Origin of the sequence: Mesorhizobium sp. M0998 (assembly GCF_040318885.1) — a bacterium.
GTDB lineage: Bacteria > Pseudomonadota > Alphaproteobacteria > Rhizobiales > Rhizobiaceae > Mesorhizobium.
In genome coordinates, this window is the sequence record NZ_JAMYND010000012.1 from 126,314 (window position 1) to 140,846 (window position 14,533).

The 14,533-nt window shown below is 62.9% G+C and carries 17 protein-coding genes and 1 tRNA gene; 13 read left to right on the plus strand and 5 right to left on the minus strand.

Going from position 1 to position 14,533, the window contains the following annotated elements:
- Positions 1–218 precede the first annotated feature (218 nt).
- Together NKH59_RS14130 and NKH59_RS14135 are read right to left on the minus strand one after the other, a co-directional pair.
- A complete protein-coding gene (locus tag NKH59_RS14130) occupies positions 219–449 on the minus strand; it encodes a hypothetical protein (RefSeq protein ID WP_352469460.1) in 231 nt (76 codons plus the stop codon).
- A 374-nt stretch (positions 450–823) separates the two neighbouring features.
- Entirely contained in the window at positions 824–1,258 is a 435-nt protein-coding gene (locus tag NKH59_RS14135) for a DUF3597 domain-containing protein (RefSeq protein ID WP_352539401.1), read from the minus strand.
- Between the two features lie 320 nt (positions 1,259–1,578).
- Between NKH59_RS14135 and NKH59_RS14140 the strand changes: the two genes are divergently transcribed.
- The 4 genes from NKH59_RS14140 to NKH59_RS14155 all read left to right on the plus strand — a co-directional run bounded on the left by NKH59_RS14140 (position 1,579) and on the right by NKH59_RS14155 (position 4,135).
- Positions 1,579–2,004 (plus strand): cupin domain-containing protein, encoded by a 426-nt coding sequence (locus tag NKH59_RS14140; RefSeq protein WP_352994653.1) that lies wholly within the window; start codon positions 1,579–1,581, stop codon positions 2,002–2,004.
- A 120-nt stretch (positions 2,005–2,124) separates the two neighbouring features.
- Entirely contained in the window at positions 2,125–2,724 is a 600-nt protein-coding gene (locus NKH59_RS14145) for a YdeI/OmpD-associated family protein (protein WP_352818264.1), read from the plus strand.
- Positions 2,725–3,185: 461 nt separating this feature from the next.
- Positions 3,186–3,458, plus strand: a complete 273-nt coding sequence (locus NKH59_RS14150; RefSeq protein ID WP_352469463.1) for a hypothetical protein — start codon at positions 3,186–3,188, stop codon at positions 3,456–3,458.
- 269 nt (positions 3,459–3,727) lie between these two features.
- Positions 3,728–4,135 carry a hypothetical protein gene (locus NKH59_RS14155; protein WP_352501933.1) on the plus strand — a complete coding sequence of 136 codons (408 nt, stop codon included), beginning with the start codon at positions 3,728–3,730 and terminating at the stop codon, positions 4,133–4,135.
- Positions 4,136–4,348: 213 nt separating this feature from the next.
- On the opposite strand, the gene NKH59_RS14160 is transcribed toward NKH59_RS14155, so the two are convergent.
- Positions 4,349–4,438: transfer RNA gene (locus NKH59_RS14160), tRNA-Ser, on the minus strand.
- 430 nt (positions 4,439–4,868) lie between these two features.
- Between NKH59_RS14160 and NKH59_RS14165 the strand changes: the two genes are divergently transcribed.
- From NKH59_RS14165 to NKH59_RS14175, 3 genes are all read left to right on the plus strand, one after another.
- Entirely contained in the window at positions 4,869–5,192 is a 324-nt protein-coding gene (locus NKH59_RS14165; protein WP_352469464.1) for a hypothetical protein, read from the plus strand.
- A gap of 66 nt (positions 5,193–5,258) precedes the next feature.
- Positions 5,259–5,921 carry a peptide-methionine (S)-S-oxide reductase MsrA gene (msrA, locus tag NKH59_RS14170; RefSeq protein ID WP_353012658.1) on the plus strand — a complete coding sequence of 221 codons (663 nt, stop codon included), beginning with the start codon at positions 5,259–5,261 and terminating at the stop codon, positions 5,919–5,921.
- Positions 5,922–6,137: 216 nt separating this feature from the next.
- Positions 6,138–7,127 (plus strand): BMP family lipoprotein, encoded by a 990-nt coding sequence (locus tag NKH59_RS14175; RefSeq protein ID WP_353012661.1) that lies wholly within the window; start codon positions 6,138–6,140, stop codon positions 7,125–7,127.
- Between the two features lie 84 nt (positions 7,128–7,211).
- Here the strand turns inward: NKH59_RS14175 and NKH59_RS14180 are convergent, their stop codons facing one another.
- Positions 7,212–7,421 (minus strand): SlyX family protein, encoded by a 210-nt coding sequence (locus tag NKH59_RS14180; RefSeq protein WP_031211352.1) that lies wholly within the window; start codon positions 7,419–7,421, stop codon positions 7,212–7,214.
- 180 nt (positions 7,422–7,601) lie between these two features.
- On the opposite strand from NKH59_RS14180, the gene NKH59_RS14185 reads away from it, so the two are divergent.
- From NKH59_RS14185 to deoA, 6 genes are read left to right on the plus strand one after another with little or no spacing between them, the layout of a single operon-like run.
- On the plus strand, positions 7,602–9,134 hold the full coding sequence (locus NKH59_RS14185) for an ABC transporter ATP-binding protein (protein WP_352539397.1): 1,533 nt from the start codon (positions 7,602–7,604) through the stop codon (positions 9,132–9,134).
- Entirely contained in the window at positions 9,131–10,270 is a 1,140-nt protein-coding gene (locus NKH59_RS14190; RefSeq protein WP_352979034.1) for an ABC transporter permease, read from the plus strand. The genes NKH59_RS14185 and NKH59_RS14190 overlap by 4 nt, the downstream gene beginning before the upstream one ends.
- Before the next feature lies 1 nt (position 10,271).
- A complete protein-coding gene (locus tag NKH59_RS14195; RefSeq protein ID WP_352469471.1) occupies positions 10,272–11,243 on the plus strand; it encodes an ABC transporter permease in 972 nt (323 codons plus the stop codon).
- 6 nt (positions 11,244–11,249) lie between these two features.
- The gene (gene cdd / locus NKH59_RS14200) at positions 11,250–11,642 is read left to right on the plus strand and encodes a cytidine deaminase (protein WP_352488680.1); all 393 of its coding nucleotides are present in this window, start codon (positions 11,250–11,252) and stop codon (positions 11,640–11,642) included.
- Positions 11,639–12,457: a purine-nucleoside phosphorylase gene (locus NKH59_RS14205; protein ID WP_352539395.1), complete on the plus strand. Its 819-nt coding sequence runs from the start codon at positions 11,639–11,641 to the stop codon at positions 12,455–12,457. Before cdd ends, NKH59_RS14205 begins: the two co-directional genes overlap by 4 nt.
- On the plus strand, positions 12,457–13,776 hold the full coding sequence (deoA, locus tag NKH59_RS14210) for a thymidine phosphorylase (RefSeq protein WP_353022187.1): 1,320 nt from the start codon (positions 12,457–12,459) through the stop codon (positions 13,774–13,776). Before NKH59_RS14205 ends, deoA begins: the two co-directional genes overlap by 1 nt.
- A gap of 110 nt (positions 13,777–13,886) precedes the next feature.
- Here the strand turns inward: deoA and NKH59_RS14215 are convergent, their stop codons facing one another.
- Positions 13,887–14,447, minus strand: a complete 561-nt coding sequence (locus tag NKH59_RS14215) for a TIGR02281 family clan AA aspartic protease (RefSeq protein WP_352539393.1) — start codon at positions 14,445–14,447, stop codon at positions 13,887–13,889.
- Between the last annotated feature and the right edge of the window lie 86 nt (positions 14,448–14,533).

The window sequence follows — 14,533 nt, forward strand, 5'->3', positions numbered from 1 at the left end:
CTCAACGAGAGCATAACGGGCAAGATTTCAGCGAGTTCCTTCGAGCGTGTCGCCCAACTACCGGCTTCGGGCATGACCCGGCATGAGCAGCGGTTTTGCTCAAAGCAAGGGCTTGGTGCCAGGCCGACCTTCACGCACAAACAGGCCGGCCTCTTTGGCGGCGCTGCCACCGCCCGCCACTGCTCCTGGGCGCAGCCTGATGTTCGTTCCAGATTGTTTTAATGGGAGCGATGGTCGAACACGACGCCCATGGTCCTACCAACCGCCGTCATGACGATAAGCTCGACCAGATCGTCGTCACTGTTGCCGCAGGCCGGAGCCGTCCTGCGAACGATGTCCAGCATCGCCCTCGTCGATATGGTGTCGCCGGCACCAAACCGTGAAAGCGCAGATGAAACAAGCTCTTGGGCTGTCAAGTCGGCGACCGTCACCCGCTTCACCACGTTCATTGGCTTCCTCCCACCATGAACCCTCTCCCGAGAGAATGATACGCCGAACGTCGCGTTTCGCCAGCAAAATGGTGGTCCTACCAGCGCGTGGGCAGCGACCGAAATCGTCGGTTTTTGCGGGAGGCAATCCGGGCGCGAGGCGGCAGCGCTTTGTGCCATGCGACTTCCCATGGACCCAATCCCGGCGGCCGGGATCGGTCTCAGTTTTATCTAATGGCAGTCTGATGCTTGGCAGTGTGGTCTGCTCGGTTGCGGCCGAAGCCGGCGCAGCAAGAACCACGGTGCGGGCAGAACCGGTCTGTCTTTTTCGTTTGACGCAATTCCGGACGGAAAACCGTTCACCACGTTTTCCTGGAATTGCTTGTCTTGTGACTCTAGGCGGCCAGGTCGCTCGGAAGCTTGCCGCCGTTCTCGGCCAGCTTTTTCATCAGTGCGTCGTGCAGCCACAGATTCATCGTTACAGTGTCGTTCATATCGCCGGTGTAGTTCAGCTCGTGGGCAAGCTCCTTGCGGGCGCCGAGGCTGCTGTCGATATTCAGAGCCTTCATCAGGTCGACGATCGAATTCTTCCAGTTGAGTTTCTGCCCCCTCGCGGCCACCGCCTTGTCGAGAATGGCAGCGATGTCAGGGGCAGAGGACGGCGCGGCCGGCGCGGCCGGAGCCGGGGTTGCAGCCGGGGCGGATCGGGTAGGCGCCGTCGGCTGGGTGGCCGTGCTCGAAGCAGGCGCGGGAGACGGTTGCGCCGGCGGCGCTTCGCCCGCAACCGCGTTTCCGAAAATCGCACCTTTGATACTGTCGAAAATGCCCATTGCTATCTCCTGTATTGGCTCGACGGTGTGTTGCCCTGACGGTCGGTGAGGCGACCGTTGCCGAATGCCGCATTGAGCGCCCTGGTTGTACCGGACCACGAACGCAACGCAGGGGCAACTCAAAACTGACTAAAAGGTAAAGGCTTGGTTGCATTGGGGGATCGGCTCAGTGATCCGGCCCGAGAGTAGAATAGATCGGATCGCGGCCCGGCAAATCGTCACGCGCAATGGACGGGGAACGGTCAGCAGCCAGTTTTGCTGACGCAGACCAGAAAAATCATCTAGATTCGTGTTCGCAATTCGCTGAGAGGAACGAAGCCATGACAGCAGTCGTCGCATCCGACAGGCTCGAACGTTCGCTGGTTTGGGCAGAGGACGATCTGTCGGTCAAATGGGCCGGCGCTTTCGCGGTTTACGGCGGGCACGGCACCACCCAGTCCTCGGTCATTGTCTACGAGATCGAGCCCGGCAAGCGGCTCGGCTGGCACAGAGACGCCACCGAAGAGACGCAATACATCATCGCCGGCACCGGCGAGCTACACATTGAGGGCGGCAGCACCCACCCGGTCGGGCCCGGCAGCGTCCTGGTACTTCCGACGCCGGTCCGGCACGACCTCGTCAACACCGGCACCGAAACCCTGCGCGCCGTCGCTTTCTTTGCGGCGGCGATGTTCACGCAGACATTCGACGACGTCATGCTGCCGCCGAAATCCCATGTCCTCGGAACGCCCAATCGTGCGGGCTGAATGCGTGCCGGCGAGAATCACCAGGCCTGCGGATTGCGGACTCGGAGCTGAGATGAGCGCGCGCGCGGCCGGCAAGCGGTTTGGCGTCGTTACGCGCCTGCGTCGTGGGCGGACCGGCTGATGGCGCCCGTCAAGGTCGACCCCGCCAAGGTGCGCGAGTTCAGGGATGCCGAAAGCTTCCATGCCTGGCTTGGCGAGCATCACGACAGCGAGGACGAAGTCTGGATCAAGATCCATAAGCTCGATTCGGGACTGCCGTCGATCACTCCGAAGCAAGCCATCGACGTGGCGTTGTGCTGGGGCTGGATCGATGCCGTGCGCAAGGCCTTGGACGGCAAAAGCTACCTGCAGCGCTACACCCCGCGCGGCAAGAAGAGCACCTGGAGCCAGATCAATGTCGACAATGTCGCCCGGCTGATCGAGGAGGGCCGGATGACCGAGCACGGGCTGAGGCAGGTCGATGCGGCCAAGGCCGACGGCCGCTGGGCGCGCGCCTACAAGAGCGGCAAGGGGATGAAGATCCCCGACGACCTCCAGGCGGCAATAGACGCCGAGCCCACGGCGAAAGAGATGCTGGCAAAGCTCAGCGGCCAAAACCGCTTCGCACTCGCCTTCCGCATCCACAACATGAAAACCGAAGCCGGACGCAAGAAGAAGATCGCGGCGTTCGTGGAGATGCTGAAGCGCGGCGAGACGATCTATCCGCAGGGCAGAAAGTAACATCTGACGAGGCGTGCCGGCGCTGCGTCTTGTGCTTGTCCCGGTCGGCGAGCCTCGAATGCGGCCGGATCACTGCTCAGGCCCACCTTCGATCCAGGCGATGTCGCCGACGATTTGTTTTCGACGAGCGTCGCCCGGCACTTCGACACCAGCTCTCATTCGTTTAGTTGATGCAGGAAAAAGTCTCGTCCTCACAGTCGGCATGGTATATTAGCAGGCGCTGTTATGAGGTTTTTGCCCGTTCAGGAGCCGACTGGCACGTGGGCCGTGTTTGATGCGACCGTGGATGTGCCTGCGGATTTTGCTGGCAGTGCCTTATCGGCTTGCCGCGGGAGCGGGCGGAGTGGCTCGCAGCAAGAGCCAATCGAGATGCTGCAAAAGGCACTTCGATTTGCCGGTTGTCAGCTGCCGGATCGGCACAAGCCGCGGTTCTTAGACTTAGACCGATAGGAGAGATTTCGATGATGCAAGAAAGGGTAATGGCGGCTGCGTTGGCAGCCAGGAATCAGGAAGCGGATATTCGTGGTGTCTTCGATATCACCAACAAAACCGATGCGCCAATTGGGCCCCGCCGATTGGGCGAGGCTATCCACTTTGTCGCCAATGCACCTATCGTTGGCTATGATGTTCACGCCGCCGTCATCAGATATGGCCCAGTCGGAACCCCCAGCCTCAGAGCAACAGATTGCGCACAGCTGTGGGAGAAGTTCGGCGAGGCCTTGCTGCAACACTGACGGGCAGATCTTTGGCGCGTATGGCACCACCATCGTGCAGGACACTTCCCTGGCGAGAACGACATGCAAGCCTGGCCGGTAATGTTGCAATTAAATTAGCGTGAGTGCATATTTTTTGCTGGCTGGACTCGCAACCGGCCAGGCCCGGCGGCCGGCTGCCAACGGGCTGTCAGGCCGGCGACAAATGGCTCCGCAGGCCCGACGGTCCCTTGGCAAGATCGCCGGAACCACAGCATGATGCGGCGGCAAAACGGGTTTGGGAGAATGATATGCCTAAGGTTTCGGAACTCTTTTTCAAGACAGCCATCATCTTTCTTATTCTGGGAATTGCAGCTGGCCTGCAGATGGCAATTTCAGGCGATCACGGCGCGTTTCCGGCTCACGCGCACATCAACCTGCTGGGGTGGGTCACCAGTGCAATATTCGGCGGCTATTATGCGCTGAACCCGGCGAAGGCTGCCCGCAGGAGCGCGATGATCCACTACGGAGTCTACAATCTCGGCCTGGTCGTGATGCTGCCGGCGCTTTACCTGATGCTGCAGGGAAATCCGGCGCTCGAGCCGATCGTCGCCACCGGCTCAATGATTGTCGCTGCCGCCGTGCTGATCTTTGCCTTCGTGGTTTTCTCCGCCGAAACAGAGCGCTCGGTCTCGGGAATACAAGCGGTCCCGCGCTAGACGGGGCGGCGACGGTGCCGAGTCGACCAAGCCCGCGCTTCTGGTGAAGCGCGGGCCGATTGGTTGTAGGCTGATCTGAGGTAAGGGTGCGGCGAAGATGAAAGCCGCTCAGCAGCCTTCGCGCCCCTCTGCCTGCCTGCCTCAAGATACTGCATCGCAGCGGCAGTCGCCGTCCAGCGTCCCTTCAGACTCGGCGAGCCGGTGAGATTTAACTGGCGGAGAGAGCGGGATTCGAACCCGCGTTACGGTTTCCCGTAAACACACTTTCCAGGCGTGCGCCTTCAACCACTCGGCCACCTCTCCGTCTCTTTAGCATTTTCGACGCGGCCGGTTTCGCCGCGCGGGTTGGGGAGATGCATCTCCTTTGGGATTCCGGTGCCGGAATTCCGGCCGTGGGCGCCGTCAACCAGCGGATACCCTTTCCCCGCACCTGAGCCGTCAAAGCAACAGGCGCGGGGCTCATCTAGTCGATCCGGTGCCGAATGCCAAGACATAACGGCAGTCTATTCGCTTTGCCGGATACGGATGCTCAGCCCATGCCGCTGAGGCACCCGTTGGGAGCCTATCGAAAGGAGCGGCGGAGGTGTGCTTGCCGTCCCCGGCGCGCCACCGGTCCCGGCGAACCGGCGGCCGCAGGTTCAACTTCGCGTGTCGCGATTGCGGATAAAGCACGCAGATCCTATTTAACAGTCCACACGACATTCTGATAAACTCCTGGGGAGGAAGGGTCCGGATGTTCCGCTTTATCTTCCGTCTTGCTGCAATGATCGCGCTGTCGGTTTCGGTCATCATGGCCGTGCTCGATGCGACCCGCTCGGTGGCGGCTTCGGCGCTGGTGATGACTCCGCTCAACACCAGCTGGCTCGCGGTTTCGCCGGATACGCGCAGCGCCTTCGAAAGCTTCGTCCGCGACAAGGTCAACCCGCTGCTGTGGGACGGTGCCATCGCCTGGGTGCTCAGCCAGCCCGGCTTTGCCGTGTTCGCGGTGCTGGCGTTCATTCTTTATGCCATCGGTTACAGGCGGCAGCGCCCCAGCGGGCGGTTCGCCGCAACCTGACATTTCCAGCCTGACCCGGTGATCCCGTACCAGGAAGGCTCAACCAAGAAGAAAAGGAAGCCACACATGTTTCTCAGCGACATGCTGAACAAGAAGCTCAACCTGCCGAAACCCTCCGAGGCGTTGCCCGGCCGCGACCGGCCGATCCCGACGGCATCGAAGCACTTTGTCTCGAACAGGCCGCTCAAGGGTCCTTATCCCGAAGGGATGGAAATGGCGATGTTCGGGCTGGGCTGCTTCTGGGGCGCCGAGCGCCTGTTCTGGCAAGTCGAGGGCGTATGGGTCACGGCGGCCGGCTATGCCGGCGGCGTCACGCCCAACCCGACCTATCAGGAAACCTGCACGGGCCTGACAGGCCATGCCGAAGTCGTGCTCGTCGTCTACGATCCCAAGATCGTGTCCTATGCCGAGCTCTTGAAGCTGTTCTGGGAAAGCCACGACCCGACGCAAGGCATGCGCCAGGGCAATGATGTCGGCACCACCTACCGTTCGGCGATCTATACGTTCAACGACGCGCAGTACCAGGCGGCGCTCGCCTCGCGCGATGCCTACGAGGCTTCGCTGCGCGGTGCCGGACGCGGCAAGATCACCACCGAGATCGCGCCGGCGCCGGAATTCTACTTCGCCGAGGAAGACCACCAGCAATATCTGGCGAAGAACCCTTACGGCTATTGCGGCCTGCACGGAACCGGCGTCACCTGCGCCATTCCGGCCGCCGTCTCCGCCTGATTTTATACCTCTGACGCAAGGAATATGCTGTGGCGCCGCGATGCGGCGCCATGCTTTTCCAAAGGGTCAAAATTCCACGTGAATTTTGTTTCGGGCCGTGCCAGATTGACCCGAAGCGGGAGGAAGACACTCCTGCCCGACACCCGTATGCCTGCCGGAGAACCGGGCCGGCATGCGGTGCATAATGGACAAATAACCGACAGGGGTGTGGATCACATGAAACGTATCGTTCTCGGCCTCATGGCCGCAGCTGCAATGGTTCTTCCGGCCTTCGCCGCGGACATTCAACCCGCGATCCTCTATGATCTCGGCGGCAAGTTTGACAAGTCGTTCAACGAGGCATCCTTCCACGGCGCTGAAAAGTTCAAGACCGAGACCGGCATCCCCTATGTGGAATTCGAGGTCAGCAACGCCACCCAGCGCGAGCAGGCGCTGCGCCGTTTCGCCGAGGACGGCCGCAACCCGATCGTCATGGCGGGCTTCTCGTGGGCTGACGCGCTTGACAAGATCGCCACCGAGTTCCCCGACACCAAATTCGCCATCATCGACATGGTCGTCGACAAGCCCAATGTCCGCTCCCTGGTCTATAAGGAGCAGGAAGGCTCGTACCTCGTCGGCGTGATGGCGGCGATGGCTTCCAAGACCAAGAAGGTCGGCTTCGTCGGCGGCATGGATATTCCGCTGATCCGCAGGTTCGGCTGCGGCTATGTCGGCGGCGCCAAGGCGGCCGGGGCCACCGACGTCATCCAGAACATGACCGGCGATACGCCGGCAGCCTGGAACGATCCGGCCAAGGGCGGCGAGATCGCCAAGACGCAAATCGACCAGGGCGCCGACGTAATCTACGCAGCGGCGGGCGGCACCGGTGTCGGTGTGCTGCAGGCAGCGGCCGACGCCGGCAAGCTCGGCATCGGCGTTGATTCCAACCAGAACGGCCTGCAGCCCGGCAAGGTGCTGACCTCGATGGTCAAGCGCGTCGACGTTGCCGTCTACAACACCTTCATGGATGCCAAGAACGACAAGTTCACGGCGGGCGTCAACGATCTCGGCCTCAAGGAAGGCGGGGTCGACTACGCCATGGACGACAACAACAAGGCGCTTGTCAACGATGCGATGAAGGCGGCGGTCGAAAAAGCCAAGGCCGACATCATAGCCGGCACCATCAAGGTGCACGACTACATGTCGGACAATGCCTGCCCGTATTGATCGATTGCTGTTATTGATCGACTGGCACTGCTGAAGTGACGAGCCGCCGGGTGAAAGCCCGGCGGTTTTGTCTTGTCGGCCCGCTCACCAGTGCGGCGGCTTGGTCACCGGCACGTCGGGCGCGGCCTGTTCCTCCAGCGCCAGGAAGCGCTCGGCCAGCGCGTCGAGCTTGCGCTGCATGCGCTCGATCACCTTCCACTGCTCGGCGATCTGGCCGGAAAGTTCCTCGATGGTCTTCTCCTGCTCGGCGGCGCGGATTTCCAGCGTCGTCAGCCGGTCCTCGGGCATGGTCATTTGAAATCCTCGATCAGGCGATTGTGCAGGCTGCGGCCACGTTGGAAATTGACAAGCATGGCGGGATTTGTCGAGAGTGAACCTGCTCCGGCCAATTGCTACGGACCCAATTGGCACAGACTGGGCGTCATGCTAGGCGTTTGACCAAGCGGTAAAAAAATAACAGTGGGAACAGGCTGCATGGCGCAAGCCGCAATCGAGCTGATCGGCATCGACAAGAGCTTTGGCGCCGTGCGCGCCAACCGTGACATCAATCTGGAGATTATGCGCGGCACCATCCATGGCATCGTCGGCGAAAACGGCGCCGGCAAGTCGACGCTGATGTCGATCCTCTATGGTTTCTACCAAGCCGATTCCGGCGAGATCCGTGTCGGCGGCCAGCCGGCATCGATCAAGACACCGAATGATGCGATCGCGCTCGGCATCGGCATGGTGCATCAGCATTTCATGCTGGTCGACAATTTCTCGGTGCTGGAAAACGTCATTCTCGGCGCCGAAAGCGATGCGCTGCTGAAGAAGAGCATTGCCAAGGCGCGTTCCGAGCTGGAGCGGCTCGAGCGCGAATACGGGCTCGAAGTCGATCCCGACGCCATCATCGAGGAGTTGCCGGTCGGCCTGCAGCAACGCGTCGAAATCCTCAAGGCGCTCTATCGCGGCGCCGAGATCCTGATCCTCGATGAGCCGACAGGCGTGCTGACGCCGGCCGAGGCCGACCACCTGTTCCGCATCCTCAGGCAGCTGAAGGAGCAGGGCAAGACGATCGTGCTGATCACCCACAAGCTGCGCGAGATCATGGCGATCACCGACACGGTGTCGGTGATGCGCCAGGGCACGATGGTGGCGACACGCGAAACCAGGAAGACCACGGTCGAGGAGCTGGCCGAGCTGATGGTCGGCCGGCGCGTGCTGCTGCGCGTCGAAAAGGGCGAGGCGAAGGCCGGCGGCGTCAAGCTTGCGGTCAAGAACCTGACGGTCAAGGATTCCCGCGGCGTCACCATGGTCGACGACGTCTCCTTCGACGTCCATGCCGGCGAGATCGTCGGCATTGCCGGCGTCGCCGGCAACGGGCAGTCCGAATTGCTCGAGGCGATTTCCGGCATCAGGCATGCCGTTTCGGGCTCGGTCATGCTCGACGGCAAGCCGATCGACCTCACCGGCGCCGCCGACCCTGGCGAGTTGCGCGAGCGCGGCCTTGCCCATGTGCCGGAGGACCGCCATCATGTCGGGCTCGTGCTGGCCTTCGAGGAGAACGAGAATTCGATCCTCGGTTATCAGGACGACGCGCGCTATCTGAAGGGGCCGTTCCTCGACATCGATGCCATCCGTAACGATGCCAGGGACAAGATCGTCAAATATGACATCCGCCCGGCGGACTGCCGCCTCAAGACCGCCAATTTCTCCGGCGGCAACCAGCAGAAGATCGTGCTGGCGCGGGAAATGGAACAAGATCCCGGCGTGTTGATCGTCGGCCAGCCGACACGCGGCGTCGATGTCGGCGCCATCGAATTCATCCACAAGCGCCTCATAGCCATGCGCGACCAGGGCAAGGCGGTGCTGGTGGTTTCGGTCGAGCTCGACGAGATCCGCTCGCTGTCCGACCGCATCCTGGTGATGTTTGCCGGCCGCGTCGTCGGCGAACGCGGCCCCGACGCGACCGAGGGCGAGCTCGGCCTGCTGATGGCCGGCGTCGAGCACCGGGAGGCCGCCGAGTGAGCACCCCCTATGCCAAGCTGCCGGCCTGGGCCGATTACGTGCTGATCCCGCTGATCAATCTGTTCGTCGCATTCGTCGTCGCCGGCTTCGTCGTCATATTGGTCGGCGAGAACCCGCTGCGTGCAGCCGTCATCCTGGTCGAGGGTGCCTTCGGCCGCGGCCAAGGCATCGCGTTCACGCTTTTCTATGCCACCACCTTCATCTTCAGTGGGCTTTCGGTGGCGGTTGCGGCGCATTGCGGCCTGTTCAACATCGGTGGCGAGGGCCAGGGCTACATCGCCGGTCTCGGCATAGGCATCGTTTGCCTGGCCTTCGACAGCCTGCTCCCTTGGTGGCTGACCTTCCCGATCGCCATTATCGCCGCCGCGGCGATGGGCGCGCTGTGGGCGCTGATCCCGGCCTATCTGCAGGCCAAGCGCGGCTCGCATATCGTCATCACCACCATCATGTTCAACTTCATCGCCGCCAGCGTCATGGTCTATGCGCTGGTGGGGATGCTGAAGCCGCCCGGCTCGATGGCGCCGCAGACGCGCACCTTCCTCGAAGGCGCGCAATTGCCGAAGCTCAACTGGGTCATCGAATTGTTCGGCGCCAAAATCCGTTCGGCGCCATTCAACGTCAGTTCCCTGCTGGCGCTAGCCATGGCCTTTCTGGTGTGGGTGCTGATCTGGCGCACGAAGCTCGGCTACGAGATGCGCACCTATGGCCACAGCCCGAAAGCGGCGCGTTATGCCGGGATTTCGGAGATCCGCATCATCATCATTGCGATGATGATCTCGGGCGCGCTGGCCGGCATGATGGCGCTCAACCCGACGATGGGCGACCAGCACAATGTCGCGCTCGAATTCGTTTCGGGCGCCGGTTTCGTCGGCATCGCGGTGGCACTGATGGGACGCCTGCACCCGGTCGGCATCGTGCTGGCGGCGATCCTGTTCGGCATGCTCTACCAGGGCGGCGCCGAGCTCGCCTTCGAGATGCCGGTGATCAGCCGCGACATGATCGTCATCATCCAGGGCCTCGTGATCCTGTTCGCCGGCGCGCTCGAGCATATGTTCCGGCCCTACGTCCAGGCGTTGTTCGCCTCGCTCAGCCCGAAATCGGTCGGCATGGAAGCGGTCAAGGGGAAGGGCGCCTGAGATGGATTTCTTCAACGCCATCGTACAGGTCCTGGACTCGACCATCCGCCTGTCTGTGCCCTTGCTGCTCGCCTGTCTCGCCGGCCTCTATTCGGAGCGGGCCGGCGTCTTCGACATCGGGCTCGAGGGCAAGATGCTTGTCGGCGCCTTCGCCGGTGCGGCCGCCGCCTCGGTCTTCCACTCGGCCTATCTCGGCCTCGGCATGGCCATCCTCATCTCGGTTGCCTTCGCGCTGATCCACGGCTTTGCCTCGATCACCCATCGCGGCAACCAGATCGTTTCCGGCGTCGCGATCAATTTCATTGCCGCCGGATCGACGATCATGCTCGGCCAGGCCTGGTTCCAGCAAGGCGGGCGCACGCCGGCGCTGGCCGCCGGCGAGCGCTTCGAGGCAATCATCTGGCCGGGCGCAGAGGCGCTCAGGAGCGTTCCGATTCTCGGGCCGATCTATTCGGAACTCATCTCCGGCCATTCCGTGCTGGTCTATCTCGCCTTCCTGGCCGTGCCGTTCACCTGGTGGGTGCTGTTTCGCACCCGCTTCGGCTTGCGCCTGCGCGCCGTCGGCGAGAACCCGGCCGCGGTCGACACCGCCGGCATATCAGTCGCCTGGCTGCGCTATCGGGCGCTGATCTGCACCGGCGTGCTCACCGGCATTGCCGGAGCCTATCTGTCGATGGTGCAGAATGGCGGCTTCGTGAAGGACATGACCGCCGGCAAGGGCTATATCGCGCTGGCCGCGCTGATCTTCGCCAAATGGAAACCGGTCAACGCCATGTTCGCCTGCCTGCTGTTCGGCTTCCTCGACGCCGCGTCGATCCGCCTGCAAGGCACGCCGCTGCCGCTGATCGGCAAGGTGCCGGTGCAATTCATGCAGGCGCTGCCCTATGTGCTGACCGTCATCCTGCTTGCCGGCTTCATCGGCAAGGCAATCCCGCCGCGCGCCGGCGGCGTGCCTTATGTCAAGGAACGCTGATCTATTATGGCTCATGATCTGTTCGAAGCGGCGAAAGCCGCCATGGCCAAGGCCTATGCGCCCTATTCGAAATTTCCAGTCGGCGCGGCGTTGCGCACCGAGGACGGCCGTGTCTTCACCGGCGCCAATGTCGAGATCGCGTCCTATCCGGAGGGCTGGTGCGCCGAAACCACCGCACTTGCCAACTACATCATGGGCGGCGGCGGCAAAATCACGGAAATCGCCGTGATCGCCGAACGCGTGGCAAAATGCTCGCCCTGCGGCGGCTGCCGGCAGCGGCTGGCGGAATTCTGCCGGCCGGAGACGAAGTTCTATCTCTGCGATGATAGCGGCGTGGTCGAGACCGTGACCATGGGCGAGTTGCTGCCATACGGGTTTGAAGGCGATGTGCTGAAATGAAGGAAGCGCTCGATCACCTCGTCGAAAGGCTGGACGGGCTGGCGCCGACTACCGCCTTGGTGCTGGGGTCAGGGCTTGGCGGGCTTGTCGACCAAGTCGAGGATGCGGTGCGAATCTCCTACGCCGACTTGCCGGGGTTTCCCCGAAGCGGAGTCAGCGGCCATGCCGGCGAGGTGGTGGCGGGGCTCTTTGCCGGCACGCCGGTGCTGATGCTGTCCGGCCGGGCGCATTATTACGAGCACGGCAACGCGGCGGCGATGCGGCCGGCACTCGAGGTGCTCGCCGGCCTCGGCATCTCCAGGCTGATCCTCACCAACGCCGCCGGTTCGGTCGATCCCGGGATGGGCCCGGGCTCGGTGATGCTGATCACCGATCACATCAATTTCTCGGGCTCCAACCCGCTGATCGGCGAACCGAGCGACCGCCGTTTCGTCGGCCTGACCGAAGCCTATGACGCCGGTCTCCGCTCCGCCATCGAGCAGGCGGCGAAGGCCACCGGTACCAAGCTGCACAAGGGCGTCTATATGTGGTTCTCCGGCCCATGCTTCGAGACGCCCGCCGAGATCCGCATGGCGCGCGTCATGGGCGCCAACGCCGTCGGCATGTCGACGGTGCCGGAGGTCATTCTCGCCCGCTTCCTCGGGCTGCGCGTCGCCGCGTGTTCGGTCGTGACCAACCTTGCCGCCGGCATGACCGGAGCCGAGCTGTCGCACCAGGAGACCAAGGACATGGCACCGGTCGGCGGCGCGCGGCTGGCGACCATTCTGCAGCGTGTTTTTCAGGACGGGCTTCCGGAGCACAGGGTCGACGCCTGATGCTTCCCCAGGAAATCATCCGCCGCAAGCGCGACGGCCAGAAGCTCTCGGCTGAGGAGACAGCGTTCTTCATCGAGGGTCTGACCGCCGGCACAGTCACCGACGCGCAGGTCGGCGCCTTTGCCATGGCGGTGTTCTTCAACGGCATGAGCCGCGACGAGGCGGTGGCGCTGACTATGGCGATGCGCGATTCCGGCGATGTGCTCGACTGGTCGGATCTGCCCGGTCAGATCACCGACAAGCATTCGACCGGCGGCGTCGGCGACAATGTCTCCTTGATGCTGGCGCCGATCGTCGCTGCCTGCGGCGCCTATGTGCCGATGATTTCCGGCAGGGGTCTGGGCCATACCGGCGGCACGCTGGACAAGATGGATGCCATCCCCGGCTATATCAGCCAGCCGGATGTTGCGCGCTTCCGCAAGACGGTGCTCGAAACCGGCTGCGCCATCATCGGCCAGACCGCCGATCTCGCACCCGCCGACGCCAGGCTCTACGCCATCCGCGATGTGACGGGAACGGTCGAATCGGTGCCGCTGATCACTGCTTCGATCCTGTCGAAGAAGCTGGCCGCCGGCCTCAATTCGCTGGTGCTTGACGTCAAGGTCGGCAACGGGGCCTTCATGGAGAAATCGCGCGACGCAACCGCACTGGCCAACAGCCTGGTCGACGTCGCCAATGGCGCCGGCCTTAAGGCCTCGGCGCTGGTCACCGGCATGAACGAGCCCCTGGCGTCCGCCGCCGGCAATGCGGTCGAGGTGCGCAACGCCGTCGATTTTCTCACCGGCCGCTTTCGCGACCGGCGGCTGGAGGACGTGACGCTGGCGCTGGCCGCCGAGATGCTGCAATCGGCAGGCCTGGTGTCGTCCAACCAGGACGGCCTGCGCCGCGCCGCCGAGACGCTGGCCGGCGGCCGCGCCGCTTCCATCTTCGCGCGCATGGTGGCGGCACTGGGCGGTCCCGTCGACTTTGTCGACAATCCGGAAAAATATCTGCCGAAAGCGGCAACGGAATTCGCGGTCAAGGCGAGCGCGAACGGCTTTGTCACCGGCATCGCGACCCGCGAGATCGGGCTTGCCGTGGTCGGGCTTGGCGGCGGGCGGACGCGGCCCGACGACAGGATCGATCACGCCGTTGGCATCACCAGGCTGTTGCCGGTCGGCGCTGAAGTGCGGGCCGGCGAAGCGCTGGCGCTGGTCCATGCCCGCAATACCGGGGATGCCGAAGCGGCCGCGGCCGCCGTGCTTTCGGCGTATACCATCGGCACTTTCAAACCGGCCACGGAGAAAACCGTCATCCGGCGGATCCTGCCCCGCGGGTAGAGCCATTCCGACGGTATCGGATGGGTTCTATCTTTCTTTGGACCACGATCTTGTCCGAAGACTGGTCCCCAACTTTTCGCAGGCGCGGACCTGCGGTTCGGGATCACGTTCTACTGAACCAGCAGCAGCTTGCCGCCTTCGACCTGGTATTTTTCGAGCCGCTGCAGAAAGCTCATGCCGATCAGGTTGGTGTGCAGCGCCCTGTCGTCGAGCACGACGGCCTCGACGCCCTCGACGGTGATCTTGCCGATCTGCAGGCGATCAATCGTCACCACGGCGGCCTTGATCGCACCATTGGCGGTGTTGACCTGATGGCTGAAGTCCGTCGAATTGAGCGAGATGCCGATCCTGCGCGCGGTCGAGGTGTTGATGGCGACGAGCGTCGCACCGGTGTCGATCATGCCGTCGACCTGGCGACCGTTCAACTTGAAGAGCGACATGAAATGCCCGCGCGCGTCCGCGGTGACGACGACCTTGCGGCCGAGCGGCTGCGGCGTTGCGGGCCTGTTCGGGACGGCGGCGAGATTCAGGTCGGTTTGTGTGTCGGCCGGCCTGGCTCCGATGGCTGATTTCAACAGCCGCTCGATTACCTGTGAATTGGACTGATACACGATCGGCAACGATGCCGACGTTCCGGCAAACACGCCAAGGATGAGAAGCTTGCGCAGCATGGACCGGCCTTTGTGGTTGCCGATCCTTAGTCCGACATGGTGTTTGCCGCTCTAACGAATGCGGAAACCAGCCGTTTGCGTAAACA